The organism is Shewanella sp. SM23 (genome assembly GCF_025654295.1).
GTDB lineage: Bacteria > Pseudomonadota > Gammaproteobacteria > Enterobacterales > Shewanellaceae > Shewanella > Shewanella oncorhynchi.
The window spans coordinates 268,546-289,823 of sequence record NZ_JAKKRM010000003.1 but is presented as its reverse complement, the minus strand read 5'-3'; the positions used below and the strand labels follow the sequence as shown (position 1 = coordinate 289,823).

Annotated in this window: 17 protein-coding genes; all 17 read left to right on the top strand. The window is 36.5% G+C overall.

Annotated elements, in window-relative coordinates; translation table 11 throughout:
- Positions 1 to 285: 285 nt before the first annotated feature.
- The 17 genes from L5L98_RS06010 to L5L98_RS05930 all read left to right on the top strand — a co-directional run bounded on the left by L5L98_RS06010 (position 286) and on the right by L5L98_RS05930 (position 21,244).
- Positions 286 to 2,772, top strand: a complete 2,487-nt coding sequence (locus tag L5L98_RS06010) for an SLBB domain-containing protein (protein WP_263139318.1) — start codon at positions 286 to 288, stop codon at positions 2,770 to 2,772.
- A gap of 96 nt (positions 2,773 to 2,868) precedes the next feature.
- Positions 2,869 to 3,843, top strand: a complete 975-nt coding sequence (locus L5L98_RS06005) for a Wzz/FepE/Etk N-terminal domain-containing protein (protein WP_263139316.1) — start codon at positions 2,869 to 2,871, stop codon at positions 3,841 to 3,843.
- Between the two features lie 208 nt (positions 3,844 to 4,051).
- Positions 4,052 to 5,242 (top strand): UDP-N-acetylglucosamine 4,6-dehydratase, encoded by a 1,191-nt coding sequence (locus L5L98_RS06000; RefSeq protein WP_263139314.1) that lies wholly within the window; start codon positions 4,052 to 4,054, stop codon positions 5,240 to 5,242.
- Between the two features lie 8 nt (positions 5,243 to 5,250).
- Positions 5,251 to 6,399, top strand: a complete 1,149-nt coding sequence (locus L5L98_RS05995; RefSeq protein ID WP_263139312.1) for a LegC family aminotransferase — start codon at positions 5,251 to 5,253, stop codon at positions 6,397 to 6,399.
- Entirely contained in the window at positions 6,392 to 7,843 is a 1,452-nt protein-coding gene (locus tag L5L98_RS05990) for a NeuD/PglB/VioB family sugar acetyltransferase (RefSeq protein WP_263139310.1), read from the top strand. Before L5L98_RS05995 ends, L5L98_RS05990 begins: the two co-directional genes overlap by 8 nt.
- Entirely contained in the window at positions 7,843 to 8,898 is a 1,056-nt protein-coding gene (locus L5L98_RS05985) for an N-acetylneuraminate synthase family protein (RefSeq protein ID WP_263139308.1), read from the top strand. The genes L5L98_RS05990 and L5L98_RS05985 overlap by 1 nt, the downstream gene beginning before the upstream one ends.
- Positions 8,898 to 9,575 carry a cytidylyltransferase domain-containing protein gene (locus L5L98_RS05980; protein WP_263139306.1) on the top strand — a complete coding sequence of 226 codons (678 nt, stop codon included), beginning with the start codon at positions 8,898 to 8,900 and terminating at the stop codon, positions 9,573 to 9,575. Before L5L98_RS05985 ends, L5L98_RS05980 begins: the two co-directional genes overlap by 1 nt.
- Complete coding sequence (locus tag L5L98_RS05975) at positions 9,572 to 10,612, top strand: nucleotidyltransferase family protein (RefSeq protein ID WP_263139303.1); 1,041 nt, start codon at positions 9,572 to 9,574, stop codon at positions 10,610 to 10,612. Before L5L98_RS05980 ends, L5L98_RS05975 begins: the two co-directional genes overlap by 4 nt.
- Positions 10,612 to 11,997, top strand: coding sequence for a surface carbohydrate biosynthesis protein (locus L5L98_RS05970; protein WP_263139301.1), 1,386 nt, complete (start codon positions 10,612 to 10,614; stop codon positions 11,995 to 11,997). The genes L5L98_RS05975 and L5L98_RS05970 overlap by 1 nt, the downstream gene beginning before the upstream one ends.
- Entirely contained in the window at positions 11,981 to 13,132 is a 1,152-nt protein-coding gene (locus L5L98_RS05965; RefSeq protein WP_263139299.1) for an O-antigen ligase family protein, read from the top strand. The genes L5L98_RS05970 and L5L98_RS05965 overlap by 17 nt, the downstream gene beginning before the upstream one ends.
- Before the next feature lie 140 nt (positions 13,133 to 13,272).
- Complete coding sequence (locus tag L5L98_RS05960; protein ID WP_263139296.1) at positions 13,273 to 14,541, top strand: oligosaccharide flippase family protein; 1,269 nt, start codon at positions 13,273 to 13,275, stop codon at positions 14,539 to 14,541.
- 9 nt (positions 14,542 to 14,550) lie between these two features.
- Positions 14,551 to 15,441, top strand: coding sequence for a glycosyltransferase family 2 protein (locus L5L98_RS05955; protein WP_263139294.1), 891 nt, complete (start codon positions 14,551 to 14,553; stop codon positions 15,439 to 15,441).
- 7 nt (positions 15,442 to 15,448) lie between these two features.
- Positions 15,449 to 16,261, top strand: a complete 813-nt coding sequence (locus L5L98_RS05950; protein WP_317633948.1) for a glycosyltransferase — start codon at positions 15,449 to 15,451, stop codon at positions 16,259 to 16,261.
- A gap of 3 nt (positions 16,262 to 16,264) precedes the next feature.
- A complete protein-coding gene (locus L5L98_RS05945; RefSeq protein WP_263139292.1) occupies positions 16,265 to 17,173 on the top strand; it encodes an NAD-dependent epimerase/dehydratase family protein in 909 nt (302 codons plus the stop codon).
- Positions 17,170 to 17,724 (top strand): sugar transferase, encoded by a 555-nt coding sequence (locus L5L98_RS05940; protein ID WP_263139289.1) that lies wholly within the window; start codon positions 17,170 to 17,172, stop codon positions 17,722 to 17,724. The genes L5L98_RS05945 and L5L98_RS05940 overlap by 4 nt, the downstream gene beginning before the upstream one ends.
- 25 nt (positions 17,725 to 17,749) lie before the next feature.
- Positions 17,750 to 18,916 (top strand): nucleotide sugar dehydrogenase, encoded by a 1,167-nt coding sequence (locus L5L98_RS05935; RefSeq protein WP_263139287.1) that lies wholly within the window; start codon positions 17,750 to 17,752, stop codon positions 18,914 to 18,916.
- 387 nt (positions 18,917 to 19,303) lie between these two features.
- Positions 19,304 to 21,244, top strand: a complete 1,941-nt coding sequence (locus L5L98_RS05930; protein ID WP_263139284.1) for a polysaccharide biosynthesis protein — start codon at positions 19,304 to 19,306, stop codon at positions 21,242 to 21,244.
- The last annotated feature ends 34 nt before the right edge of the window (positions 21,245 to 21,278 follow it).

The following is a 21,278-nucleotide window of genomic DNA, read 5'->3' as shown; positions in this document are numbered from 1 at the left end:
TGGTATATAGGGATATTTATCGAAAAACAGTTTCTTCATTAAATGAGTAATGCAGGGAGCCTCAATAGCCATTAAGATGTCCAATTTTACCTTTATTCAGCCATGATAGGATTAACCGTAGCTGCTTGATGATGTAAACAATCCAATATTTACCCCAAAGAATCGTTAGTTTTTTGTACACTCTAAATGGCGTTTGATTGCCGAGTGTTTGAATCTAAAACTTAGGTTTTACCTCTAAAAATCCAATAATAAGCTTTGACTCATTTTTATAAACGGAGATATCTGGTGCTACGACAAGTCAAAAAATTCATCATACTAGGCATAAGTGCCGCGATTTTGATGGGCGCGCAGGCTAATGCCATTACGCCATCTCCACAGATGATCGAGCAGTTCAAAGCTTTACCTAAGTCAGAACAAGAAAGGCTAGCACGTCAATATGGCGTTGACCCTTCAATGATTACTGGTGGTTCAGCTGCTCAACCAGTAGTTGAAAATCCAACTGTGGTGACCCCACGTGCTGCTAATAATGATGTAGTTGACCAGTCTGATAATGACCAGCTAAATCAGGCCACTAAATCGGCGGACAAGGTTGAAGCTATTGAAGACAAAAAAGAAAATCAATTAAAGCGTTTTGGTTACGATCTCTTTGCGGGTTCGCCAAGCACTTTTGCACCAGTTAGCGATGTGCCAGTGCCTGCTGAGTACATGATTGGTCCCGGTGATAGCTTAAATGTTCAGTTGTTTGGTAAAGAGAATAACCAGTACACGCTAAACGTTGGTCGTGATGGAGCAATTCAATTTCCGGGTTTAGGGCCAATATCGCTTGTTGGTTTGAGTTTTTCAGAAGTACGCGAATTGTTACAGCAAAAAATTAGCCAAAGTATGATTGGCATAGAGTCAAATATCACAATGGGCGAATTACGGTCAATTCGTATCTTTGTTGCTGGTGATGCTTTTCAACCAGGCTCCTACACTGTTTCTAGTTTATCGACGATCACTCAAGCATTATTTATTTCCGGTGGTGTGAATCAAATTGGTAGCTTGCGTGACATACAAATTAAACGAGCAGGTAAAACCGTAGGTCGCCTAGATCTCTATGATTTACTTCTGCGTGGTGATGCATCAGGTGATATTCGCTTGCAATCAGGTGATGTGGTTTTTATTCCATCATCAGGTGGTTCAGTTAGCGTGATTGGTGAAGTTCGTCGTCCTGCTATATATGAACTTAAAAATAATGAAACCATGGCTGATGTTATTCGCATGGCCAGTGGTCTAAATCCGGGCGCATATCCAAAAGCAAGTACAGTCGAACGTTATAGTAATGAATCAGTTAAAACTGTAGTAAGTGTTGATTTAACAGAAAATTTAGGACTAAATACTTTAGTCAAAAATGGCGACCTCTTAAATGTAAGATCTGCCTCTAGCCGTATTGATAATGCGATTACTCTGGCTGGTGCTGTTGTTCGTCCTGGCAAATATCAATGGACTAAAGGTTTAACTGTTGCCGATTTACTCCCTTCAGTTTGGGGGGATCTAACTATATCCGCTGATTTGGATTATTCCTTACTTGTCCGTGAAATAAATCAACGCGGTGATATTCAAGTGGAACGTATTGCGCTTGGACGAGCGATAGCAGAACCTAAATCACATTATAATCCTAAGCTAAATCCGCGTGATTCAATCATTGTTTTTGATTACGCAGACCGCGAAGAGTTATTAAAACCTATAGTTAAAAAACTGAGAGAGCAGAGTCGTTTCGGCGATGCCGCTAAGTTAGTCAGCATCAATGGAAATGTGCGTTTTCCTGGGCAATACCCTATTACTATTAATGGCGATGTTAAAGAATTACTCATTGCGGCTGGTGGTTTAGAAGAAGGTGCCTATACACTTTCGGCTGAATTGACTCGTCAAAATGTTTCTGAGCAAAACGGCGTATCGGTTGAACATATGCAGCTGAGCTTAGATCAGGTCATGCAAAATGTACCAACTGCAAACGTTATACTTCAAAGCCGTGACATCCTAACTGTTCGCACGCTTCCTGATTGGCAGGAGACTCGCTGGGTGACTATCAAGGGTGAAGTTAAGTTTCCTGGTACTTACAGTATTCAGCGTAGCGAAAGCTTGAAAGATGTGATCTCTCGCGCAGGTGGTTTGACGAGCGATGCAGCTCCTCGCAGTGCCGTATTTTTACGTAAGTCAGTAAAAGATAAAGAGCAGCTTGAATTATCAAAACTTGCTGATGAATTACGTCGTGAAATTGCCGCGAAAGCATTAACAAAAGATACACCAACCATTGGCTATAACGATGCGCAGCTGATGTTAAATCAGCTTGAAAATGTTAAAACTGTCGGTCGATTAGTTGTTGATATCAATGCAATCCAACTGGGTATCGATAGTGCTAACCTTATGCTTGAAGATGAGGATGCCTTGTATATTCCTGCGACTAATCAAACCGTGTCAGTCATGGGCCAAGTACAGCATCCAAGCACGCATAGGTATAAGCAAGGTCTAACATTCGACCAATATTTAGCATTATCTGGTGGCGCACGTAAACGTGCTGATGAATCACGCTCATATATTTTAAGGGCTGATGGCTCAGTCGAAATGCCAACCACATCCTTCTGGTTTAATGGTGGAAGTGCTATAGAACCAGGAGACACAGTTGTTGTGCCATTAGATACTGAATATAAAGACAACTTAACGCTTTGGAGTCAAGTCACTGGCATTATCTACAATACTGCTGTTGCAGTGTCTGTAATCTCAGGGCTCTAGGCGCTAGAATCTAGCAGAGTGTAGCCCGCTCTGCTTTTAGCTTTTGCCCTTATAGAAGCGCAGCGCTCTTGCCGCGTACTAGAATCTGAAGAACTAATGAACACACAAATTACTCAAAATCCAAATACATATAAAACTGATGCGCAATTCCCTCAAACCACAAGCGATGACGAAATTGATCTTCGCGAGCTTTTTTCGGTTATATGGCAAGGCAAATGGTTAATCATTGCCATTACTGCTGTATTCGCCATTGGTTCTGTGGTGTTTGCGATAATGCAACCCAATATCTATAAGTCTGAGGCATTACTGGCCCCTGCTGCAGAAGAGCAAGGTGGTGGGTTAAGTGCATTAGCCTCTCAATTTGGCGGTTTAGCCAGCTTAGCAGGAGTGAATTTAGGCAGTAAAGGGGGGACAGATAAAACTCAGCTTGCAATTGAAGTATTAAAATCCCGTCAATTTACTAGTGATTTCATTCAAAAGCATAATATTCTTGCTGATATAATGGCAGCAAAAAAGTGGGATCGAGATTTAGATATAATCGTATACGATGCGGATCTTTATGATGATAAATCAAATCATTGGGTACGCGAAGTTGACCCTCCACTTAAACCAGAACCTTCAATGCAAGAAGCGTATAAAGTCTTCAGTAAGATCTTATCTGTTAATTCGGATAAAGAAACCGGAATGGTAACATTGTCAATTGAGCATTTATCCCCAACAGTCGCTCAGCAATGGGCTTCATGGTTGGTGCAAGATATTAATAAAGTAATGAAGGAACGTGATGTTGCAGAGGCAAATCGCAGCAGTGAGTTTTTAAATAAGCAGATTGCGCTAACTAATGTCGCTGATATTAAGTCAATTCTTTATAAGCTAGTAGAAGAACAAGCGAAAACCATTATGTTCGCTGAAGTACGAGATGAATACGTATTTAAAACCATAGACCCAGCACTTGTCCCTGAAGAAAAGGCAAAACCTAAACGCGCATTAATTTGCGTATTGGGTACTATGCTCGGCGGCATGTTAGGCGTGATGTTTGTGTTGGTAAGATATTTCGTTAGAAAAGAAGATTGAAACATCTTTAAAAATAAAAGTAAGAGACTGTTGGGACTGTTTTAAGATAAATAGCTGTAAAGCAGTAAAATCTTAGCTTTACAAGGGATAGCGCTTACTTAGAAATAAGACTGACTGTCTCAAAATGAATAAAGTGTCTCAGCTGGGTTTGAAAGGCTGAGATGCAAAGTGAATAATTTTGATAATTTTGATTTAGGAATTGAAGTTTATGAGCAATATATTGCCATTAATTGGGCGTAAAAAAGAATTATTCTCCTTCGATATCAGTGTTCACAATGAAGAATTAGAGCGTATTATATCAGAATCAAGGTTCCTTGTTTTAGGTGGTGCTGGCTCAATTGGACAAGCGGTCACTAAAGAGATTTTTAAGCGTAATCCAAAGAAATTGCACGTTGTCGATATCAGCGAAAACAATATGGTTGAGTTGGTGCGTGATATCCGTAGCTCTTTTGGTTATATCAACGGTGATTTCCAAACTTTTGCGTTGGATATTGGTTCTATTGAGTATGACGCTTTTATCAAAGCTGATGGTCAATATGACTATGTTCTGAATTTATCTGCTTTAAAGCACGTTCGCAGCGAAAAAGATCCGTATACTCTAATGCGAATGATTGATGTAAATGTATTTAATACAGATAAGACTATTCAACAATCAATTGTTGCTGGTGTAAAAAAATACTTCTGTGTGTCAACGGATAAAGCAGCCAACCCAGTTAATATGATGGGAGCATCGAAACATATTATGGAAATGTTCTTAATGCGTAAAAGTGAGCAGATTGCTATCTCTACTGCTCGTTTTGCCAATGTAGCTTTTTCTGATGGGTCGTTATTGCATGGTTTTAACCAGCGTATTCAAAAGTGTCAGCCTATAGTGGCTCCAAATGACATCAAACGTTATTTTGTGACGCCACAAGAATCGGGGGAGCTTTGCCTGATGTCTTGTATCTTTGGCGAAAATCGGGATATTTTCTTCCCAAAACTAAGCGAAGCTTTGCATTTAATTACTTTTGCAGACATAGCCGTGAAATATCTGAAACAACTTGGCTATGAACCTTATTTGTGTGACAACGAAGATGAAGCCCGTGAGTTGGCTAAATCCCTACCAGCGCAAGGCAAATGGCCATGTCTATTTACTTCCAGTGATACGACGGGGGAAAAAGATTTCGAAGAGTTTTTTACCGACAAAGAAACTTTGGATATGGCGCGTTTTGAAAGTCTGGGTGTGATTAAAAATGAGCCACTGTATCAGCAGGAGCTGCTTATGTTGTTTGAACAGCAAATAGCTTCTTATAAACAGGAAAAAGCCTGGACTAAAGAGCAGATTGTTGAGTTGTTTAATCAGATTATCCCTGACTTTGGTCACAAAGAAACCGGTAAGTATCTAGATAGCAAAATGTAAGGTGTCACATGAGCACTGCAGTTATTAGTTTTATTCGGGATATTTACCGTACTAACGAATTTATTCCGTTACATGCGCCAACTTTCGCAGGTAATGAGCTGAAGTACGTTACCGAAACGATTCAAAGTACTTTTGTTTCCAGCGTTGGTAAATTTGTCGATGATTTTGAGCGCAAGATGGAAACGTTCACTGGCACAGCTAAGGCTGTTGCTACAGTAAATGGCACAGCAGCTTTGCATACTGCGCTTTATATGGCAGGGGTAAAGGCCGGTGATTACGTGATCACTCAGGCACTGACTTTTGTTGCAACCTGTAATGCCTTGCATCATATGGGCGCACAACCCATTTTTGTGGATGTGTCCAAGGTCAGTTTATCTTTGTGCCCTGTTGCATTAGATAACTATCTGGCAGAAAACGCCTTTAGCAATGAATCAGGCTGTTTCCACAAAATAGATCATCGCCGTATAAGTGCTGTAGTACCTATGCACACTTTTGGTCATCCGGCAGAGCTGGATGAATTGGTTGCAGTATGCAGCAAATGGAACATCATACTGGTTGAGGATGCTGCAGAAAGTCTGGGGTCTTATTACAAAGGTAAGCACACAGGCACCATTGGCGAGCTGGGAGCTCTTAGTTTTAATGGTAATAAAATTATCACCACAGGTGGTGGTGGGATGGTGTTATGTCGTGACTCAGCTCTGGGCGCCCGCTCCAAGCACGTCACTACTACTGCTAAAGTGCCTCATCCTTATGAGTTTTTTCATGATGAGCCTGGTTTTAACTACAGATTGCCAAATTTGAATGCGGCATTAGGCTGCGCTCAAATGGAAGTGTTGCCTGAGTTTTTAAAACAAAAACGTCAGTTAGCAGAGCATTATAAAACCTTTTTTGCTGATACCGAATTTAGTTTTGTTGTTGAACCTGACTATGCTCAGTCAAACTATTGGCTTAATGCTGTCATTTGTCCTGATACAGAGTCTCGTGATCAGTTGCTAAAAGTCACCAATGAGTCCGGTGTGATGACTCGTCCAATTTGGCAATTAATGCATCGTCTACCAATGTTTTGTTACGCACCAAGAGGTGACTTAAGTCAATCTGAATATATTGAAGCCCACCTAGTAAACTTACCGAGCACTCCGGTGTGGTTAAATGAATAAATTAGTATTAATAGGTGGGGGGGGGCATTGCCGTGCATGTATTGATGTTATTGAACAAGAGGGGAAATATTCGATAATTGGGATTTTGGACTCAAGCAAAAATAAAGGCGCTAAAATTCTTGGTTATGAAGTTATCGGAGATGATAGCGACATTCCACACTTTGTTACTGAAAATTGTGATTTTCTAATTACTGTAGGCCAAATAACCAGTGCTGAAGTAAGGGTACACTTATACAATTTAATCAAAAACTATAATGGGCATTTAGCTACTGTGATATCACCTAGAGCTTATATTGCAAAATCTGCAACAGTAGGAGCTGGGACTATCATTATGCACGACGCACTTATTAATTCGAATGCAAAAATTGGTGAAAACTGTATTGTAAACACAAAAGCTTTAGTAGAACATGATTGCTTAATAGAATCACATTGTCATATATCGACATCAGCTGCTTTAAATGGTGACTGTAAAGTAGGTGAAAAAACATTCTTTGGAAGCAATGCAGTAAGCCCACAAGGTGCTTTAATTAACCCGAAAAGCTTTATAAAGGCAGGTAGTTGCTACAATATGGCTAATCAGATTCATAAAAAAGTTGCATTACTTACTACGTTATACCCACTTGAGGCTCAAATAGTAATAGACTTTTTTAGTTCCGTTTCTTCTCAAAGTGAAAAAAATTTTGACATAATAGTTCTTAATGATGGATTTTCTGATTTCAAGTCAATTAAACAACTTTTTTCAAAATTAAGAATAATAGAATTACCTTCGGAAAGAAATATAGCGAAAAATAGAGAGTCATTAATTAAGTATGCGAAGAAGGACGGCTATGAAATTGCGATATTTGCTGATATCGATGACACGTTTTCGACTAATCGAGTTGAGGTGTCTATTAAAGAATTGGCCTTCAATGATATTGTGGTAAATGATCTTACTTCAATCAAAGGGGATACTTTATTAAATCAGAATGTGTATTCTGAAAGGCTAAGTCATGGGCAGTTTATAGATTCTAGTTTTATTTTGGATAAAAATATATTTGGTTTGTCTAATACTGCTATTAATATGAATGTTGTAGACTATAATAGTATATCTTTTCCAAAAGATTTAATTGCAGTTGATTGGTATTTCTTTAGTTCGTTACTATTAATGGGTGCTAGAGCAAAGTTTATTTCTAATGTTGTAACGTTTTATAGACAACATGATAGTAATACAGTTGGGTTAGCTGGATTTACTGCAGATAAAATTAGAAACATTCTCAGAGTTAAGAAAATACATTATGAACGAATGAGCGAATCTTTTCCGATTTTTAAGTTGTTGGCTGATGAGTTAAATGTAAAAAGTAAATTAATTTTGGATGAAAAATACTTTGATGTATTTTTAAATTCATGCACTAAAAACATACATTCGCCTTTGTGGTGGGAATTAGAAGACTTTAAGGATTTATAATGAAATTAACTGATAAGGTTGAGTTACAAAACTACGCAAAGCCATACGTAATTGCCGAATTGGGGTCTAACCATAATGGAGATATGGTACTAGCGAGAAAATTAATTGTCGAAGCAAAAGAAGCTGGCGCCGATTGTGTAAAGTTTCAAAGTTGGTCTAAAGATACTATTTTTGCAAGAGAGAAGTATGATGATAATTATTTTATTGCTGATGATTATCGAAATAGAACTGATTATACTTTAGAAGAAATAGTTGAATCATATTCGATTTCTGAGAACGAACTTCTTGAAATGAAGGCTTTTGCTGATGAAGTTGGTATAGATTGTTCGTCGACTCCTTTTAGTAAAGCAGAGGCAGATTTTCTAGTAGATAGACTAAATAGTCCTTTTATTAAAGTAGCTTCAATGGATCTTAATAATCTTCCGTTTTTAGATTATCTTGCTAGAAAGAACCTACCAATTATCATCTCAACAGGGTTAAGTGAATTATATGAGATAGATAGGGCTATTAAAACGATTGAATTAGCTGGTAACCATCAAATTATAATATTGCATTGCGTCTCTACTTATCCGCCTGTTGATACAGATGTGAATTTGAATAATATGAAAACAATTATGGCTGCATACCCACATTATTGTGTAGGATTTTCAGATCATACCATTGGTACAGCTATACCTTTAGCTGCAGTAGCAATGGGCGCTTGCTTAATTGAAAAGCATTTTACCCTTGATAAGAATATGGAAGGTTGGGATCATAAAGTTTCTGCTACAAAAGATGAGTTGGCAGAAATTGTTTGTGGGGCTGGTCGTATTGTCGATGCATTAGGCTGTTATCGTATCACTGCTACCGAAAGTGATGAGAAAAAATCCGAATTTAGACGTAGCATTGTAATTACTCATGCAATGAAGAAGGGGGAAACTTTATCTGTTGATGATATTGATTATAAAAGACCTGGTACTGGCCTGAAGCCTGAACTGACAGAATTTATTATAGGAATGACAATCAATAAAGATTTGCCTTATGATCATATCTTAACTAAAGAAGATCTACTCTGATGCTAGCATTAATACCTGCACGTGGTGGCTCAAAAGGGTTGCCTGGTAAGAATATCAAACTTTTAAATGGCAAGCCATTAATAGCTTATACAATAGAGGCAGCACTCAATTCATCATATATATCAAAGGTGGTTGTGTCTACGGACGATATAAATATTTATGAAATAGCATTGAAATATGGTGCTGAAAGTACGTTTTTGAGACCCAAAGAGTTAGCTGAAGATAACTCTTTGGCAATAGATAATTATAAATATACTCTTGATAGGTTAAAAACGGAGTTTGGCTATGATATTGAAAACTTCATAGTTTTGCAGCCGACTTCACCTCTTCGTACTGTTGGGGATATCGATGGTGCCATTTCGCTTTTCTACGAAAAGAACGCAGACTCAGTAGTTAGTTACTGCGAGGAGCACCATCCGATTTCTTGGCATAAATATCTGAAAGATAATGGATGCCTTGAAGATATTTTTGATGACGGATTGAAAAACAGACAAGAATATAAAGCATCAATATTTCCAAATGGTGCAATTTATGTTTTTAAATATTCTCTAATCAATTCGGGTAGGTACTATTCTGATTATTCTTATGCATATATTATGAGTAGGAAAACTTCTGTAGATATCGATACAATTGATGATTTTGAGTATGCTGAATTTTTAATGGTAAAGGCTCGATGAAACACACTATAATTTTAAGCGAAAAAACAACCTTTAATGATGCACTTGGTGAGCTAGACAAGTCTGGAGTCGGATTTTTAGCATGTGTGAATTCTGTTAATGATCTGATTGGTATTCTTACTGATGGAGATGTTAGGAGAGCTATACTAAATGGACAAAGCGAGTTAAAAAATATAATTAATAGTCACCCATTTACTATGTCATCTCAAGCAACCAAACAAGAAATAATTGCAAAGTTAATAAAGTTGCACCGACGGCATATGCCATTGATTAACTCTGAAGGGAAGTTGGATTCAGTCTTCTATTTAGACTCAGTTGAGTTTGAAAATAAAGAAAACTCAGTTGTTATTATGGCTGGGGGATTAGGAAGTAGACTTGGAAAGTTAACAGAGCATACTCCTAAGCCAATGTTAACAGTTGGTGGGAAACCAATAATTAAGCATATATTAGAGCAGTTTAGAGAGCAAGGCTTCAGAAAATTTATATTTTGTGTTAATTATAAGAAGGAAGTTATTAAGGACTATTTTGAAGATGGTAGTAAGTTTGGTGTTGAAATTTCCTATGTTGAAGAGAAGAAACGATTAGGTACAGCTGGTGCGTTGAGTCTTATTTCTCCTAAGTTTGAACATCCATTCTTTATTATTAATGGTGATGTTATGACAAATTTAGATTTCTCAAGTTTTTTAGAAGCGCACGTCTTATCAAAATCTGACGCATCTATGGCTGTACGAGAGTTTGAACATCAAATAGCTTATGGCGTTGTTGAAACTGATGAGCTTAATAATATTATTGGTTTAACGGAAAAGCCAAAAGTAAAATATAATATTAACTCCGGCGTGTATATACTTTCACCTAAAACTCTTGATTTGGTACCCAAAGACGTATTCTATGATATGCCATCCTTATTCGAGAATTTGATCTCTTTAGATTATAATACAAAAGCTTACCTTATAGATGATTATTGGATAGATATTGGTATGGAAGAACAGTTAAATAAGGCTAATAAAGATTTTTCTGTCAATAATGAGTCTGAATAATGAGTAATTTTCTATTTCCAATTGAGACAACCGCTAGAGAACTTGATCATAAAATTCTAATGGCAATTAAGTCTTTACAACATGGTCGTCAGATAATTATCGCTGACCAGCAATATATTCGTTTATTGAGCTTTTTCATAAAGGGTGGCGTTTATTTTGGGAAGCATCTTTTTGGTAAACCTAGATTTTCAGATGTTAATTACTTTAAAAGATTGAAGGAAAATAACTTTAATGTTGTGCATTTAAATGAAGAGGGAGCTGTTTGGCCTGGTGATGAATCTGTCTGGCAAAATTTAATGATCCAGTCTGAGCGCCCATCTGTATTATCAAATTCAGATATTGTTGCTACGTGGGGGGATTGGCAAAGAGATTTTAACCTGTCGTATGAGGAGGTTAAAGCGAAGGTTATTACTACAGGACATTCTCGCTTTGACTTGTATCGTGATAAATATTCTTCTTATTTTGCTGATGAAGTTGATAAACTTAGAAATGATCTAGGTGATTTTATACTCATCAATACTTCATTCTCCTATTCCAATAATGGCGAAGGAGGGGTAAAGTTCATATTCAAAAAAACTTTGTCCTATGACTGTAATAACGAAGCTGATAGGGAGTACAGATTTAACCGTTGGTCAAATCAAATGTTGTCAATGACCTCTATTGTTTATTTAGTGAATAAATTAAGTCTTGAATTTCCTGAGAAGAAAATAGTTATAAGACCACATCCGAGTGAAAGTACAGAGTATTATAAAAATATTTTTCAAAATATCTCAAATGTAATTGTAACTTATGATGGGCCTGTCACTCCTTGGATCTTAGCCTGTAGCTTACTTATTCATAATGGATGTACAACCGCGATTGAAGCTACTCTTGCTAAAAAGTACGTTATCAATTTTCAGCCGACCTATAGCTCTTCGTCCTCAAATGTTTATCTTGCTAATATTTGTGGAGATACGGTTTCAGAACCTGATGATGTGATACAAATTATTAAGTCTGGAAATACGTCTAATAAAGGCATTCCAAATGATAAATTAGCAAATAGCCTGTTTGAAAACTTTAAGGAGCAAGATAGTGCTTCGAGGCTATTGGAGTTATTAAATACTGCAGATTTTAATGTAGAGACCAAAAAAACTAGTAAATTTGGTGGTTTTATTTATAAGTTAATTACTTTCAGCTTTAACTGCTACAAGATAGTTAAGTATGCTTATTATTATTTTAGAGGAGAGAAAAATAAGCACTTAGATTATAAAAAAAGATTCGAAATGTTTCAGTCAGATAAAATACGTAAAAAGCTAGATCGAATGGCTGCAATAAATAATGTAAAATATAAAATTAAGCATTTTAGTAAACACTGTATAGTATTAGAATATGACGATAAATCGTAAACTTTTTTTTGATTATTGTATCGGTATTGTTCTTGGTATGATAATAGCTAAGCACACCATCAGTGGCATAGTCGGTATTAACCCAACACCTATTTTATTTGTTATCTTGATGTTGTTATCTATTTATGGAATCAGAAACTTTACTTTTGATGGTAAGGTTAATGTTAAAAAAATACCCGTAGCTTTAGTCTTGTTTACATTGTTATTGTATTCTTTTTTCTCAACTATCATCAATGAGAAGTATAGGTTCGATTTATTACTTGATAGTTTTTTGATTTTCTTGTTGTTTATAGTTGCTATAAATTTAAGGCGCGATTCATTTGTTTCTTTATTAAATACTGTAGTTTTTCTTTCATCATTGTTAGCTGTTGCTTTAATCATTGACAGAAGCTTCGTTAAGGCTCAAGGAATAAACTATTTATTGCTGAGTTTACCTCTCGGTATTAGTTTTATTATATGTATTAATAATGCAAAGAGTATAAATAATATTTTTTGTAGAACAGTATATTTAATGGTGGGTGCATTATGTTTTATAGCTTTATTTTTTCTACAGTCACGAGCCGTAGTTATTACTGCTATTATTTTTTCATTTATATCGCTCACCTTTGATACTAGATTAAAAAAAGTTTTAGTTAAATTCTTTGTTGTAGTTTTTATTGGGCTACTAGTTTCTATAGCTTACTCTGATGTGATTTTTTCTCTGTATGAAAGTTCATCGCTATACCAGCGGATGAATGGTCTGTTAACAGGGGAGACATCAGAGCCAAGAGCAAGACTGTATTCTGATTATTTTTCTTCTCTTTGCAGTTTTTATTTTAGTGGTTTTGGGATGGGTGGTACTGAAGATGCACTATATTTAAACACTGCTGAGAAATACCCGCACAATTTTATTTTAGAGTTTACATCCGAGTTTGGTATTTTAGGGATGTTATTCTCACTTTCTATAACGATTGCTGCATTAATCCAATGTATTAAGTTGTTAGTGTCAGATAAGGAAAACTTAGTCCTTGTCTTTTTCTTTCTATACTACCTTATAAATTTTATGAAATCATTTACGATTTATCAATCCACATTTTTATTCGTGGCATTTGGTTTGCTTTTTAATGCTAATTTATACTGCAAGAAAAATTTTTAGAACTAAAATAATTTTTTGAAATAATATTGCTCAGTATTGTTTTTCTCATTTTGATGCGTCATGTACTTTATTGTAGTGTTATTATATTTATTGATACTCTAAGGTATATTCAATATTTTCATGTTTTACAAGGAATTAACTTGATTAAATCATTGATAAGGCAAAGTTCCGTCGTCTTGCTTTTTAAGTTATTTGGATCAGCTAACGCTTTTTTTCTGACAATATTAATAACGAATGGGCTTGGTGCAAATGCTTCTGGTGGTTTTTTTTTCGTAATATCAATTCTTGCTTTTTTAACTAGTATTACTACGTTTGGCTTACCTGTTGGCCTTGTAAATCTACTTCCGAAAAGTCTTTCTAAAAATAATGATGACGTTTTTAAAGTTGTAGTGTCCTCTATTATTATGGTTCTATTTTTTTCAGGTGTGGTGATATTAGGTCTTTTTCTAGTTGAGCCTTTCGTAGGTAATAAAATTATAACTGACTATAAGTTTGAAATATTACTCTCGTTAATTCCCTTTGCTCTATTAATAATTCTTTCGTCTGTATTTCAATCTTTAGAGAAAGTTTCTTTTGCTATGTTAATGTTGAATGTCTTATATCAAGCAATTCTGACGGGGATAATAGTTATTCTTCGGCCGAATACATTATTATTAGTTTTGGATTATTTTATTATATCGTTATGGGTTTCGTTGGTTGTAGGTTTTTGTTATTTTTTTTGGTGTTTTAGGAAGTGTATGAAATACTATTTTGATCTTAATCACTTGCTTTTTTTAGTAGGTTTCGCATCTACTTTTATGATAACAAATTCTTTAGGTCAATTTTCAAACTTCTGGATTTCATATAATTTATCGATTTTTAGTAATACGGATTCTATTGCTGTTTTTTCTGTTGCAGTAAGAATTGCTTTGATTATATCTCTAGTTTCTTTTGCTTTAAATAAAGTTACAGCTCAGAAGATAAGCACCCTTGCAAATGTTGATGATAGGAAAAAACTGTATAGGATTATTTCTGTTTCAGTTCTAATTGTATTTTTAGTTGTGAGCCCTATTTTATTAGTATCTTTACTTTTTCCTGATAAGGTTTTGGTTTTGTTTGGAGAAGAGTTTGTATCAGGAACATTAATTTTATCAGTTATCATGGTTGGACAATATTTTGCGTCTATCACTGGTGTTAATTCGTTTGTTTTGCAAATGACGGGAAGTCAAAGTGTAATGAAAAATATTGCTATTTCTTCATTATCTATATCAATACTGATTTCGTATTTCGCTATATCTACTTATGGTCTTTTAGGAGCTGCATTATCTTATTCTTTTAATTTATGTTTAATAGGGACTCTTTCCAGTTTATACGTATATAAGCTGACTGGCTATAATATTTTTAAATTTTTAACTTACATTTCAAAATAAAGGCTTTGTATGTTTATCGGTGACTTTTCGGTTGTTATTACAACAAAGAATAGACAAGATTTCCTTCTAAGGTTGGTTAAAAGTATTTTAGCGAGTACTGTTCTACCAAAGGAAATTATCATTGTTAATGATGGAGGAATTGAACCTGTTTTTAAAGATGTTGATATGGGGGGGGCGTCCTGTATTATAATTAATAATCAGTTCTCACTCGGGGCTAATTATTGTAGAAATGCTGGTGTTTTAAAAGCTAGTGTTGAATTTGTTTTTTTAATTGACGATGATGATGCTGTAACTCAGGACTCATTTGAAAGCAGATTGAGTTGCATGAAAGAGTATGCTGATTGTGGATTAGTATATACGGGTATCAATATAGTATATGACGACAATTTAGAGCACGTAATAAGAATGTCTGTTGCAACTCCTAGAGGTAATAATTGTAGCTACCATATGTTAAAAACAGAAGGTAATATTGTAGGTTCCACTTCAAGAGTCCTTATAAGGAAATCTGTTTTTTTGAAGGCTGGTATGTTCGATGAGAAGTTAAGTAGTTTTCAAGATTATGATTTATGGATTAGGGTGGCTAAAATTAGTAATATTTTTTGCGATGGCCAGTTTGGTGTTATTTATACAATTCATAGAAACGGGAATCAGATTAGTTCAAACTATAATCGTTATCTTGATTCTGCTCGATATTTAATATGTAAATATCATTTTGATGGTGCCGAATCAAATGCATTTAAAGCCAATTTGTTATTTAGGGTGGCATTATCTGCTGCTCATTCTAAATATAGCGTGCAAGTAAAAATGGCTCTTTTGGCATTTTATTATAAAAAGAATTTTAAGTACTTGAGCTTGCTATTACCCGTGTTTATTTTAAAGAAAATACATCCCTTTATTTGAGTTTGATATGATATATAAGTTCTCAGTATTAATGTCACTTTACTATAAAGAGCAGCCTCGTTATTTGGATGAATGCTTTGTTAGTCTAATGGACCAAACTTTACCAGCAAGTGAAATTGTACTTGTTTTCGATGGTGAAGTTGGTATAGAACTTGAGGAAGTAGTTAATAAGTGGATTCAAATACTTCCAATCAAAGTTTTTAGACTTCCTAATAACATAGGACTGGGTAAAGCATTAAATTTTGGTTTAGAAAAATGCAGTCACGAGTTGGTTGCTAGAATGGATACCGATGATATATGCGTTCCGGTAAGATTTGCAAAGCAATTACAAAATATTGTATCTAATCCTGAGGTTGCTATATTAGGATCTTCTATTCGCGAGGTTGATGGGGTTACACTAAGTCCTATAAGTAATAGATTTGTCAGTGAAAATCATGCTGACATAATGAAAGAGTTGCCAGTAAAGAATCCTTTTAATCATATGACAGTCATTTATAGAAAATCTGCTATAGAGGCCGTAGGTGGGTACAAAGATTTGCCTTATATGGAAGATTGGTATTTGTGGTTGAGATTATTATCTAATGGATATAAAGGTTTGAATTGTAGGGATATTTTGGTCGTTGCCCGTACCGGTAGTGAAATGATTCAAAGGCGTTCAGGTTTAATTTATATACATAGCGAATGGTTAATGACAAAAGCTAAAGTTAAGTATGGTATCGCGTCTAAAAGTTATGCTTTAATTATATTTTTCAAACGCTCTATCCCTCGTTTATTACCAGGCATAATTCTGCAAAAGGTCTATTTATGGGCTAGGGGGTGATGCATGTCGATTTTGGTAACCGGGGCAACGGGCTTTATAGGTAAAGAATTAAATTTAAAGGTAGAATGCAGAAGTGTTTTAAGAGGTTGTTCATCTGAATCTGATGAAAAGTGCTTTTTTATTGAGCAATTAGATGGGGTGACCTCCTGGAATAATGCATTCGTCGGTATTGAGTCTGTTATACATCTAGCTGGGTTAGCTCATTCTGATACTTTTACTTTATCTGATTACCGGACTGTTAATGTTGAAGGCACTTTACATTTTGCCAGAGAGGCTGCTGAAGCCGGAGTTAAGCGTTTTGTTTTTGTAAGTTCTATCGGGGTCAATGGTTTTGTGAGTAATTGTAGGCCTTTCACTTCTGCGGCTAAGCCGATGCCTCATAGTGATTATGCACAATCAAAATATGAGGCTGAAATTGGCTTGATAAATATATCTGAAGAAACTGGTCTTGAAGTTGTGATTGTGCGTCCAACTTTGGTCTACGGCGTTAATGCTCCAGGCAATTTCGGCAGATTAACTAAGTTGGTTCAAAAGTTTACTTTTCTCCCGTTTGGCTTAGTTAACAATAAGCGGGACTTCATCGCTGTTCAGAATTTGGTTGATTTGCTTATTCTATGTGCGCGGCATCCAAATGCTGCTGGGCATATTTTTTTAGCGTCTGATGGTGAAACCGTTTCTATTAAAGAGTTTACAAACGCCATTGCTAAAGGTTTAGGGAAAATAGTAATTCAATGCCCTGTACCTATAAGTTTAATGAAGGCTACTTCGAAAGTTTTGGGTCGGTCTGCAATGATATATCAACTATTTTCGAACTTGGAAGTCGACTCATCTAATACTAAAGAAGTTTTAGGTTGGTCTCCACCTTATACAATGGAGCAAGCAATGGCTTCACTTTCTGAGAATAAAAAATGATTCGTATATTAGATTTTTTAGCTGCGCTATTTGGCTTATTGCTGCTTTGGCCTATTTTACTGATCGTTACGATAATCGGTCTTTTCGATACAGGCTCACCGATTTTTGTTCAGGAGCGTGTAGGTCGTAACAAAAAGCCTTTTAAACTAATAAAGTTTCGCACTATGTCAGTTGAAACAAAATCTATAGCTAGTCATCTAGCAAGTAATGCTTCAATCACTAAGCTTGGTGCTTTTTTACGTAAAACTAAGATTGATGAGTTACCACAACTAATTAATGTAGTCAAAGGTGAAATGAGTTTAGTAGGCCCGCGCCCAAATTTATTCAATCAAGAAGAGTTAATTAAACAGCGTGATGCTTTAGGTGTTTATGATGTATTGCCAGGCATTACGGGTTTAGCTCAGGTTCAAAATATCGATATGTCTACACCTGCTTTTTTAGCTAAAACGGACAAACAGATGATTGATAGCCTAACAGTTAAAGATTACTTCAAGTACATCATGATGACTGTCACTGGCAGTGGTTCTGGTGATGCGGTAAAACCTAAATAGTTCTTTGTAGGAAACTTAATTAATAATGAAAATTGCAGTTGCCGGTACGGGTTATGTCGGTTTATCAAACGCTATGCTTTTGGCACAGAACCATGAAGTTGTCGCGGTTGATATCGTTCCAGAAAAAGTAGAGATGCTGAATGAAAAAAAATCTCCAATTGTTGATATCGAAATTGAAGACTTCTTAGCTAATAAATTGCTCAATTTCAAAGTTACGCTTGATAAAGAAGTAGCATATCAAGATGCAGAATATGTCATTATCGCGACACCTACAGATTACGATGTTGATACTAATTATTTCAATACATCATCTGTAGAAGCGGTAATTCAAGATGTGATGGCCATAAATCCTAACGCTGTTATGGTTATTAAATCAACTGTGCCAGTGGGTTATACTTCTAGGATTAAAAAAGAGCTCGGTTGTGACAATATAATCTTTTCACCAGAATTTTTACGTGAGGGCCGTGCTTTATATGATAACTTGCATCCGTCTCGTATTATTGTTGGTGAGCGTTCTGAACGGGCTCAACTTTTCGCAAACCTTTTGGTTGAAGGTGCGGTAAAAGAAAACATAGAAGTCTTGTTTACTGACTCTACAGAAGCAGAAGCCGTTAAATTATTTTCTAATACTTATCTTGCTCTTCGCGTTGCTTATTTTAATGAACTTGACTCTTACGCTGAGTCGCATGGTTTAGACTCACGTCAAATTATTGAAGGTGTGGGTTTAGATCCGCGTATTGGTAATCACTACAATAATCCATCCTTTGGTTATGGTGGTTACTGTTTACCAAAGGATACTAAACAACTGCGAGCCAACTATGCCGATGTTCCAAATAGTATTATTGGCGCAATCGTTGAGTCGAACACTACTCGTAAAGATTTTATTGCTGACTCTATTTTAAGTCGTAACCCTAAGGTGGTAGGTATTTATCGCCTTATCATGAAGTCAGGTTCTGACAACTTTAGAGCTTCAAGTATTCAAGGTATTATGAAGCGCTTGAAAGCAAAAGGGATCGAACTTGTCGTTTATGAACCTGTTTTACAAGAAGATTTTTTTTTCCACTCTAAAGTCATTAAGTCACTTGAAGACTTTAAAGCAAGTTGCGATGTGATAGTTTCAAATCGTATGGTTGATGAAATTCGTGATGTTGCAGATAAGGTCTATACGAGAGATTTATTTGGTTCTGATTAGTATTCATTGTTAGCTCAAGCATAGACGATCTGCTGTTATCTATTGGGAATGTGCCACTTGTGTACTCATTTGTTTTACACTATTTGAAATGGAAATGCCTCATTGATATGGGGTACTCGAAATAAACGTCTCAGTGCTTTTTGTTGCTCACAGCGGTAGGCGTTTGCCAATTTCAATGAATGCTCTTTTGCTTACGCTAAAGCAGCTAGAGATAAGCCTCGATTTATTCTGCTTGTTTCTAAAAGTACCCCTTTCACTGTATCAGTTAGATAGGGGGCCACTCAAGCCTTATGGTGCTATAATTCCCACCCTTGCATGTTAGAGTTTTAGCGGCTAATAGCTAAACTTTTTGGCTAAATTATGAATGTTATTTATTTGGAGCGAAAAATGGAGTTTTTGCAAGGTTTATTCCGTTTAAAGCGTGCTCACAAGCGTATGGTGAGCGTTGTTATTGATTCTGTTTTCCTGTGTTTTGCATTCTGGGCGGCATTATTGGTGCGTCTTGACGATGTCAGCGTGCTCGTTAATGGGGCTTACTGGGCATTACTCATGGTTGTTGTCCCTTTGAGTATTGTGGGATTTGCCAAACTAGGTTTATATCGTGCTGTGCTTCGCTATATGGGGCTACAAGCCCTCACCGCAATATTGTTTGGTGTTGTTGCATCCACCATTAGCTTAGTGATTGTGGCATATTATTCTGATGCGCAATTACCTCGGACTGTACCTATCATTTACGCTGCTTTTGCCTTAGTTTTTGTTGGTGGGACGCGTGCTATGGTACGTTCGCTTGTTGGTTCAGGCATGAAGCGGGTTGGTGAGCCCGTGGTGATTTATGGTGCCGGTGTGAGTGGTAGGCAAACTGCAATAGCACTTGCGCAAAGTCATGAGTACCATCCCTTTGCTTTTGTTGATGATGATGAAACTTTGCAAGGTACTGTTATTCAAGGTCTGCATGTACATAATCCTAAAGAGCTGCGCAAATTGCTCAAACAAAAAGCTACTGCGCGCGTACTGTTAGCAATTCCGAGTGCTTCGCGTTCACGTAGGCAAGAAATTATCCACCAACTCGAACCTTTGGCAGTAAAAGTCATGACTTTGCCTGCTATGGCAGATTTAGTGAGTGGTGATAAATTATTTAGTGATGTCAAAGAGGTTGAGATTGAAGATTTACTCGGCCGTGATTCTGTTGCTCCACGAGAGAATCTGTTGACTGCGAATATTAAAAATAAAGTCGTGATGGTGACGGGGGCCGGTGGTTCGATCGGTTCTGAGTTATGCCGACAAATTTTAAAACAGGCGCCTAAAAAATTAGTACTGTTTGAGTTATCTGAATTTGCACTGTACTCCATAGAACGGGAACTTTCTGCAACCGCTCATGATCTGGGGATTGATATTGAAATTTTGCCCATGATGGGTTCTGTGCAGCGTGAGAATCGTGTCCAAGCCGTAATGCAGGCTTTTAAGGTGCAAACAGTTTACCATGCAGCAGCTTATAAACACGTGCCGTTAGTTGAGCACAATGTGGTAGAAGGTGTACGTAATAACGTATTTGGTACCTTGTATACTGCCAGAGCGGCAATAGCAGCAAAAGTAGAAACTTTTGTTTTAGTTTCTACCGATAAAGCAGTAAGGCCCACCAATATCATGGGCACGACTAAACGTATGGCTGAGTTGGCATTACAGGCGTTATCGAAAGAGTCGCACCAAACGCGCTTTTGTATGGTGCGTTTTGGTAATGTGCTGGGTTCTTCGGGATCGGTAGTGCCATTATTCCGCAAGCAAATCGCTAATGGTGGCCCGATCACGGTAACCCATCCTAAAATTACTCGTTTCTTTATGACTATACCTGAAGCTTCACAGTTGGTAATTCAAGCTGGCGCTATGGGTAAGGGTGGAGATGTATTTGTGCTTGATATGGGAAAGTCAGTAAAAATTGTTGATTTAGCTACGAAAATGATTCGTTTGAGCGGTTTTGAGGTAAAAGATGAAGCTAATCCTGATGGCGATATTGCCATTGAGTTTAGTGGTTTGCGTCCGGGTGAAAAACTTTTTGAAGAGTTGCTGATCGGTGATGATGTGACTGGAACCGACCACGAGCGGATTATGACTGCGAACGAAACATATTTACCTTGGTCTGAGTTAGAGCAAATTCTTAATCGTTTAGACAAAGCTTGCCATGAATTTAACCATGAGGCAATTAGAGAGATTTTACTCGCTGCGCCAACAGGTTTTGCACCAACTGATGGAATTTGTGATCTAGTATGGCAAGAAAAGAAATCATCCAACTCTAGTGCTGTTAAAGCTAAAGTGGTTACTCTGGTTTCTTAGTTTCTTACTAGTTATTTTAAAAAGCCAAATCAGG

Excerpts from the sequence above, each read along its gene's own strand:
- L5L98_RS06005 (WP_263139316.1), top strand. The coding sequence starts at position 2,869 with ATGAACACACAAATTACTCAAAATCCAAATACATATAAAACTGATGCG.
- L5L98_RS06000 (WP_263139314.1), top strand. The coding sequence starts at position 4,052 with ATGAGCAATATATTGCCATTAATTGGGCGTAAAAAAGAATTATTCTCC.
- L5L98_RS05995 (WP_263139312.1), top strand. The coding sequence starts at position 5,251 with ATGAGCACTGCAGTTATTAGTTTTATTCGGGATATTTACCGTACTAAC.
- L5L98_RS05990 (WP_263139310.1), top strand. The coding sequence starts at position 6,392 with ATGAATAAATTAGTATTAATAGGTGGGGGGGGGCATTGCCGTGCATGT.
- L5L98_RS05985 (WP_263139308.1), top strand. The coding sequence starts at position 7,843 with ATGAAATTAACTGATAAGGTTGAGTTACAAAACTACGCAAAGCCATAC.
- L5L98_RS05980 (WP_263139306.1), top strand. The coding sequence starts at position 8,898 with ATGCTAGCATTAATACCTGCACGTGGTGGCTCAAAAGGGTTGCCTGGT.
- L5L98_RS05975 (WP_263139303.1), top strand. The coding sequence starts at position 9,572 with ATGAAACACACTATAATTTTAAGCGAAAAAACAACCTTTAATGATGCA.
- L5L98_RS05970 (WP_263139301.1), top strand. The coding sequence starts at position 10,612 with ATGAGTAATTTTCTATTTCCAATTGAGACAACCGCTAGAGAACTTGAT.
- L5L98_RS05965 (WP_263139299.1), top strand. The coding sequence starts at position 11,981 with ATGACGATAAATCGTAAACTTTTTTTTGATTATTGTATCGGTATTGTT.
- L5L98_RS05955 (WP_263139294.1), top strand. The coding sequence starts at position 14,551 with ATGTTTATCGGTGACTTTTCGGTTGTTATTACAACAAAGAATAGACAA.
- L5L98_RS05950 (WP_317633948.1), top strand. The coding sequence starts at position 15,449 with ATGATATATAAGTTCTCAGTATTAATGTCACTTTACTATAAAGAGCAG.
- L5L98_RS05945 (WP_263139292.1), top strand. The coding sequence starts at position 16,265 with ATGTCGATTTTGGTAACCGGGGCAACGGGCTTTATAGGTAAAGAATTA.
- L5L98_RS05940 (WP_263139289.1), top strand. The coding sequence starts at position 17,170 with ATGATTCGTATATTAGATTTTTTAGCTGCGCTATTTGGCTTATTGCTG.
- L5L98_RS05935 (WP_263139287.1), top strand. The coding sequence starts at position 17,750 with ATGAAAATTGCAGTTGCCGGTACGGGTTATGTCGGTTTATCAAACGCT.
- L5L98_RS05930 (WP_263139284.1), top strand. The coding sequence starts at position 19,304 with ATGGAGTTTTTGCAAGGTTTATTCCGTTTAAAGCGTGCTCACAAGCGT.